The following is a 6,140-nucleotide window of genomic DNA, read 5'->3' on the forward strand; positions in this document are numbered from 1 at the left end:
GCAGTAGACAATATGATAAAGCTTTATAAAATATATAAAAAAGAATCTAAAAAGTCTAATGAGGATAAAAATGAAGATAGTCCACTGGAGTGACTTCAACTGTCCTAATTCATACATTGGACTGAACAGATTAAAGCAGGCTCTTGACGAGCTAGAGTTGAATGCTGAGTGGGAGATGAAGCCGTTTGAGCTGCATCCAACACTTTTTGATACACCAGCAAATTCAATGACTACTGAATACGTTATAAAATACGGAATCGGCCCTGATGAAGCGAATGAAATAATCAGAGAAACAGAAGATATAGCGAAAAGCGAGGGACTGGACATCAACTATAAGGATGTCAGGTTGACTTCATCAAGAAACGCCCACAGGCTTGTCAGATACGTTCAAAACAAACACCCGGAAAAATCACTGGAACTTATTTTTAAAATCTTTGAAGCGAATTTTATCGCAAACGAAACAATAGCTGACATTGACGTTTTGGTAAGCGTAGCGGCAGGCATCGGCTTGGATGAAAACGAAGTGAGAAACCTTCTTGAAGGCGAATCATATATGTTTGAGGTTCAGCTTGAAGAGGAAGAGTCCATAATTATGGGAATTGAAGCTATTCCCTTTTACATGATAACCATTAATGACGAACAGCTAACCGTTCCGGGAGCCTTTGAAAAAGAAGACTTTAAAATCGCCATCAGAGACATGATCAGCGGCGAGATGGAATCCAAAACATTCCTTTAAAACAGACTAGAATAGATGATAAAAAATGAAAATTACATGCATTATTGATTATAACTGTCCGTATTCATATATTGGACTTCATAGGATTAAAAAAGCTTGTGAAAAACTTGATTTAAATGCCGAATGGGAAATGAGGCCATTTGAAACAGAACCTCAGGCAGGAAAAAGAACCGCCATGAGCATTACCGAAAGATATGCGGAAAAATATGAAATATCCATGGAGGACGCATCCAAAAAAATTTCAGAAATTGAAGAGGCCGCCCGTGAAGATGGCCTGGAAATGAATTTCAGAGACATTACACTTACAAGCTCAAAGGATCCCCTAAGGTTTACAAAATACGTTCAAAACGACCATCCGGACCTTAGTTTAGACATTGTTGAAGAAATATTCAAGGCGAATATGGTTGAAAACATTAACCTCACCAACATTGACCGTCTTGTTGAAATTGCCGTTTCATGCGGATTGGAAGAAACTGACGCAAGAAAAATACTTGAAAACAATTATTTCAACATTGACGTGTTCAGGGACATGGAAGAGGCTATCTCTTCCGGAATTACAACCACACCCTGCTTCATACTGGAGGAAGATGGAAGCGAAACAATAATCAGGGAAGCTCTTTCAACTGAAGAGTTTGCAAAAGCAATTTCTGATTTGATTAGCTAGTAAAAATTGATTTTAAGGTGTTAAAACCTTATATATTATTTTTTAAATAATATATATTCATGATTTTAAATAAAACGACGAATGAATTAACCAATATAAATATTATATGCGCAAATACTTTTTTTAGACGTTTGAAAGGATTGATGGGAAAAAAGGATATTGACTTTGCCCTATTGTTCTGCAACCTGAATGACTCGGGAATACATACCCATTTCATGAGATTTGATATTGACGTGTATTTTTTGGATAAAAACAAGGTTGTTTTTGAAAAAACCACACTAAAACCCTGGAAATTTTACAGACCAGAAAAACAAGCTAAATTTATTTTAGAGACAAAAAAAGACGTGTTAAAAATAGAAATTGGAGATAAATTAGATTTTATCTAAAATATCTTCAGGGTTTTCGAATATTTGGATATTGTCAATGCTTGATAATTTGCGAGTATTTTCAATGTCAATATCCCTCATATAGATTGTAATAATTTTTCCTTCGGAAATTGCATCATTCGGACATGTGTTTCTGCACAGGCCGCATCCTATACATTTTGTAAGGTCTATTTCGGAATGTGGAATGATTGCACCCTGTTCGCATGCAAGGGCAGCCACACAGTCATCACAGCCTTCACATTTGGAAAGTTCCATCTTTGACGGTAAAACTGTATCGATTGGTCCCGGATGGATATCTACGGGAACCATATAAACCGGTACCGCACCCTTTCCAGCCTGCGCTACAGCATTAGTAACCAGGGTATCGGCTATTCCATAGACTATTTTTGAGACTGTATTTGCTGTCGCCGGCGATACGATTAACAAATCATATTTACCCAGTGATAAACGGCCAGTAATTGGATATGAGAACTTTTGGTTTGAATCAGTGGCTAATTCACGGTATTTTCCACCAGTGATGCGTTCAACATTTTCATAAAGTCCATACATCTTAAGAACTTCTTCAGCTGCACCAGAGAGAAATACTGTTACTTCATGTTCCTTTGCAAGCTCACGAGCAACGTGCACTGATTCCCTAAGTAAATGACCAGCTCCAGTAAATGCAAATCCGATTCTCATTTTAATCTATAATTTATGATATTCATAAGCATCTCTGTCTGAGAATGCGTAATCTAAGGTTGTGTATTGGTTCATGAATTCCGCTACTTCATCAGCGATGTCTTCTTTATCAACAGCTACACGTTTGATGAATTGAGCGACTTCTTCCATTTCTTTTTCTTTTAAACCTCTTCTGGTAATTTCCTGAGTACCGATTCTGATACCTGATGGGTCATCGGAGTTGTCCCTGTCATCTCCAGGCAGGAGGTTTTTGTTTAGGATAACATTGTTGTCAGCAAGTTCTTTTGCAATGTCTGATGCTGATCTGATTGATCTTAAGTCCACTGCAATTTGGTGGGACTGGGTGAATCCTAAGTCTTCGCATAAAACGTCGAAACCTAATTCATACATTGCTTGACCGAGAGCCTGTGCATTTTTGATTGTTTGTTTTGCGTATGCTTCACCGAACTCTAACATTTCAGCTGTTGCAATACCTAAACCTAATAAGTGGTGCAAGTGGTGGTTACTTACAACACCAGGGAATACTGCATTGTCAATGAGATCTTCGTTTTCTTTGTGAGAGAGGATAATTCCTCCTTGTGGACCAGGGAATGTCTTGTGGGTACTACCCATCATTACGTCAGCACCTTCTTTTAGAGGTTGCTGGAATTGTCCCCCAGCGATAAGACCCAATACGTGAGCACCATCGTACATTATGGTTGCTCCTACTTCATCAGCGGCTTCACGTGCTTCTTTGATTGGGTGTGGGAATAAGAATAAACTTCCACCGAACAATACGATTTTTGGTTTTTCTTCTAAAATCTTTTTGTTCATTGCATCGATGTCGATGTTCATGACATTTTTATCCAATGGGTGGAATACGGTTTTAAGGCCTCTGATACCTGCTGCACTTACGTCTGCGTGGGAAATGTGTCCTCCGGAAGGTACTTCCAAAGCCATGACCTTTTCACCAGGTTTTGCAAATCCGAAAAATGCCGCAAGGTTTGCAGTTACACCTGAAACAGGCTGTACGTTAGCATAGTCACAGTCATATACTTTGCATGAAAGCTTTTTGGTCATGTCTTCAACTATGTCAACGTATTGACATCCTTCATAAAATCTTTGGAATGCTTGTCCTTCCGCATATCTGTGAGCAAAATCAGTAGCTAAAGCTTCAGTTACCTCTACACTTGTAACGTTTTCTGAAGCAATTAAATTGATACTGTTTCTCATGTACTGAGTATGTTCTTTTGCTATTTCTTCAAATTTTAAAATTTCGTCATGATAATTAGCCATTTATTACACCTAATATCCAATTATATATTTATGATTTAATTTTTGTTCATCTTATAATATAACATTTTTGAAAAACACTGTTATGAAATGATAAAAAAGAAATATTGAAATTAATTGCTGTATTTCAACTCAACTTTTAAAACCAAAATCACATAAACCAACAATGCAAAAGCAAAAAGCAAGAATAATGTTCCGAAAATAAATATGGACATCACTCCAAGCCCGTCAACCAAAAATCCGCCGATAGCTATTCCTATTGCAATACCCCCATTCAGGACACTTAAAAATACGCCGTTTGCAAGTTCCGGAGTGTTGGGAAGGACTGATGTTTCGATGTACTGGATGAGGTTGTAGCCCATTCCGTCCAGTATTCCAAAGACCAAAAATAAGACCAAAACAGGGATGAGATAATCCGCAAACACTAACAATCCCAAAAATACGGAAGCGCACACCAACTGGAAAATGATTAGAGTGGCCTTATCCTTCATAACTATCAGTTTTCCGCCCAGCCATGTTCCGAATATTGAAATCAGGCCATAGACAAATAGAAATATGCTCAATTCATGAGTGTATATGTGGCTGACGCTCTGAAGAAAATAAGGCATGTAATTATAAACTATGCTGGCTCCAATCGGCATCATGATTATTCCAACAGTGGCGAGGATAAATTCCTTTGACTTTATAGCAGATAACGGCATTTCATAGCCTTTTGACTTGCCTGAAACGTTGGGGAAAAATACGGCTATTAAAATCAGGGTAACTAAATTAATCAAAAAGATCCATGTCATGGCAATCTGATATCCGAATACTGTTCCAAACCATGTGGTAATCGGAAGACCTATAATGCTTCCAACGGAAATTCCAAGAAGTATCTTTGTAATGTAGTCCTGACCTTCACCTTCAGGGGCAATTTCCTCACAGAATGTCAGTGCAACTGATATGAATGCAGGATAGAATACTGCAGACAAGATTCTGAAAAATGATGCAATATAGATATTGTCTGTAAAGATTATTACAAGGTTTGCAACCGCAAAGATGCTCAAAATTGAAACGAATGTAGTCTTGCGGTTAAATTTTGAAAAGAAAATCGGAACGAACAGACCTGTAACCGCAATTGTAAATGTAAATGAACTTACATACAGCCCTGACATTGCAATTGATGTGTGGAAATACTGTGAAATCTCAGAAATTATTCCGATAATACTTAATGGTGTGTTGATGCCCAAAGTGGACAGCATTAAGATATAGAGAAGTATTTTCGGATTGTTTTTCATGGCTTTATCCCTCATTAATAACAATAGTTATATCATATTAAAATTTATTGAAACATGTAAAAATAATTTTAAAAAATCGTATCTTCAAAAATATGAAAGTTATAAGAAATCTAACCTCATATTATGCCCAATTGTACACTTCTAATTTTACATTTAACTTTATATAAAATTTTTGATGCACACCATGAATGCATAAGTACTGATATAATTCAAAAAGCATTCGTGAAAATCAAATGAAAATCTAAAACAGTGAAAATAACTAATCAGATATTGAATCTGGATTGATGGTTTGATGAATTGAGTAAAAATAAGTTTGAACGTATAGATGAAAAAAATAAAAAAGAAATAGAGAAATTAATCTCTAAATCTATTTACCTATGTCTTCAAGAGCAGCACTGATTTGTGCCATAATTTGCTCGGTTTTGAAGTGTTGGTGGTTCATTGCACCAGATGGACATGCACCTACACAAGTACCGCATCCTTTACATAATGCAGTGTTAATTTGTGCGAATTCTTTACCGCCTACACCGGTTGCGATAGCAATAGCACCGAATGGACATAATTCAACACATACTTGGCAAGCACCACAAACGGTTTCGTCGTTGGATGCAATAATAGGTTCGATTTCCACTTCTCCTTTTGCCATTGGGATAGCTGCTCTGGATGCTGCAGCTGAACCTTGTGCTACGGAGTCAGGAATATCTTTAGGACCTTGTGCTACACCAGCAATGTAAACACCGTCAGTTAAGGTGTCAACAGGTCTGAGTTTAGGGTGAGCTTCCATGTAGAATCCGTCTGCAGATCTGGAGAGACCTAAGGTTTGTCTGAGTTCGTCAGATCCTGCGGAGTGTTCGAGACCAACACTTAATACAACTAAGTCGTAAGTGTATTCAGTTACTTTACCGAGTAAAGTATCTTCTGCTCTGATAGTTAAGGTTAAGTCATCGTTTTCGAAGATTTGTGCAGGTTTACCTCTGATAAATTCAATACCGTATTTTTCTTGAGATGTTTTGTAGAACTCTTCGTATCCTTTACCGAATGAACGGATATCCATGTAGTAACAGGTTACTTCGGTATCAGGTTCGTGGTCAATACATAATTGAGCGTTTTTCATGGAGTACATACAA

General features: G+C 37.3%; 7 protein-coding genes. 3 read left to right on the forward strand and 4 right to left on the reverse strand.

All coding sequences use genetic code 11. The features are described 5' to 3' along the window. The first annotated feature begins 70 nt into the window (after positions 1-70). The 3 genes from ACKI30_RS08605 (at position 71) to ACKI30_RS08615 (ending at position 1,786) form a co-directional block, all read left to right on the forward strand. Entirely contained in the window at positions 71-736 is a 666-nt protein-coding gene (locus tag ACKI30_RS08605) for a DsbA family protein (protein ID WP_330008567.1), read from the forward strand. 25 nt (positions 737-761) lie between these two features. Further along, positions 762-1,400, forward strand: coding sequence for a DsbA family protein (locus ACKI30_RS08610; RefSeq protein WP_407411630.1), 639 nt, complete (start codon positions 762-764; stop codon positions 1,398-1,400). A 143-nt stretch (positions 1,401-1,543) separates the two neighbouring features. Further along, entirely contained in the window at positions 1,544-1,786 is a 243-nt protein-coding gene (locus ACKI30_RS08615; RefSeq protein WP_407411632.1) for a DUF192 domain-containing protein, read from the forward strand. Here the strand turns inward: ACKI30_RS08615 and ACKI30_RS08620 are convergent. The 4 genes from ACKI30_RS08620 to ACKI30_RS08635 form a co-directional block, all read right to left on the reverse strand. Further along, positions 1,772-2,464 (reverse strand): dihydromethanopterin reductase (acceptor), encoded by a 693-nt coding sequence (locus tag ACKI30_RS08620; RefSeq protein ID WP_407411634.1) that lies wholly within the window; start codon positions 2,462-2,464, stop codon positions 1,772-1,774. The two genes, ACKI30_RS08615 and ACKI30_RS08620, sit on opposite strands and share 15 nt — an antisense overlap. Positions 2,465-2,470: 6 nt before the next feature. Further along, a complete protein-coding gene (glyA, locus tag ACKI30_RS08625) occupies positions 2,471-3,739 on the reverse strand; it encodes a serine hydroxymethyltransferase (protein WP_407411636.1) in 1,269 nt (422 codons plus the stop codon). 110 nt (positions 3,740-3,849) lie between these two features. After that, a complete protein-coding gene (locus tag ACKI30_RS08630) occupies positions 3,850-5,028 on the reverse strand; it encodes an MFS transporter (protein ID WP_407411638.1) in 1,179 nt (392 codons plus the stop codon). Between the two features lie 352 nt (positions 5,029-5,380). Further along, positions 5,381-6,140 (reverse strand): 4Fe-4S binding protein (locus ACKI30_RS08635; RefSeq protein WP_407411640.1); only part of this gene is annotated, 760 nt, incomplete at its 5' end.

Source organism: Methanobrevibacter sp., assembly GCF_045539575.1.
Classification (GTDB): domain Archaea; phylum Methanobacteriota; class Methanobacteria; order Methanobacteriales; family Methanobacteriaceae; genus Methanocatella.

Bases quoted from the DNA above. Each gene is read 5' to 3' on its own strand.
- ACKI30_RS08630 (WP_407411638.1), bottom strand. From the start codon at position 5,028: ATGAGGGATAAAGCCATGAAAAACAATCCGAAAATACTTCTCTATATC.
- glyA (WP_407411636.1), bottom strand. From the start codon at position 3,739: ATGGCTAATTATCATGACGAAATTTTAAAATTTGAAGAAATAGCAAAA.
- ACKI30_RS08620 (WP_407411634.1), bottom strand. From the start codon at position 2,464: ATGAGAATCGGATTTGCATTTACTGGAGCTGGTCATTTACTTAGGGAA.
- ACKI30_RS08605 (WP_330008567.1), top strand. From the start codon at position 71: ATGAAGATAGTCCACTGGAGTGACTTCAACTGTCCTAATTCATACATT.
- ACKI30_RS08615 (WP_407411632.1), top strand. From the start codon at position 1,544: ATGGGAAAAAAGGATATTGACTTTGCCCTATTGTTCTGCAACCTGAAT.
- ACKI30_RS08610 (WP_407411630.1), top strand. From the start codon at position 762: ATGAAAATTACATGCATTATTGATTATAACTGTCCGTATTCATATATT.